At 49.7% G+C, this 833-nt stretch carries 1 protein-coding gene; it reads left to right on the plus strand.

The genetic code is table 11. From position 1 onward, the window contains the following. Positions 1-833 (plus strand): PAS domain-containing protein (locus tag VM932_RS16680; RefSeq protein ID WP_326280429.1); only part of this gene is annotated, 833 nt, incomplete at both ends.

Genomic DNA, 833 nt, shown 5'->3' on the forward strand with positions numbered 1-833 from the left:
ACGCCCTACAAATTGGCAGATGGCACCGTTCTTTTCAATTCCATGATCTTCGACATCACCGAAGAGGTCAAGTTGACCCATCTCTTGGAAGAGACCTCGGAGCTCTCCAAAATAGGCAGCTGGGAAATGGAACTGCTTTCGGAGCCCGGGAACGATACCATGTACTGGTCGCCCATGGTGCGAAAAATAATAGAGGTGGATGAGAACTATGACGCTTCATTGAGCGGTGGCCTTGAATTCTATACCCCCGAAAGCAGGCCCATGGTGGAAAAAGGGATCGAGGAACTTATCGAAAAGGGCACGGAATATGACCAAGAGGTACTGTTGAAAACCAGTTCTGGAAAAGAGAAATGGGTAAGATTGATCGGTAAAAGTGAGCGTGTCAATGGGGCGTGTACCAAGATCTATGGAAGTATGCAGGACATCCATACGATGAAGACCACCCAATTGCAGCTCCAGGAAATACTGGGCAGTATATCGGATGCGTTCCATGCCGTGGACAAGGACTGGAACTTCACCTACTTCAACAAGGAAGCTGAAAATTTACTTGGTAAGAAAAGCGATGAGGTATTGGGCCAAAACATCTGGGAACTTTTTTCCCCTGCCTTGGGTACCGAACTGGAAAGCGTGTACAGAAGGGTCGCCAAGCAGGGCAGGGCGGAAAGCTTTGAATACCGCTACCCCGGCAACGGGGCTTGGTACGAGATCAATACCTACCCTTCCAATGGCGGTGTTTCCGCCTATTTTAAAAACATAGACGAAAGGAAAAGGGCCGCAGGGGCACTGGAGGCTGCCTTTCGGGAGAAAAACCAGATCCTGGAGAGCATCGGGGA

Source organism: Flagellimonas halotolerans, assembly GCF_035818535.1.
Classification (GTDB): Bacteria; Bacteroidota; Bacteroidia; order Flavobacteriales; family Flavobacteriaceae; genus Flagellimonas; species Flagellimonas halotolerans.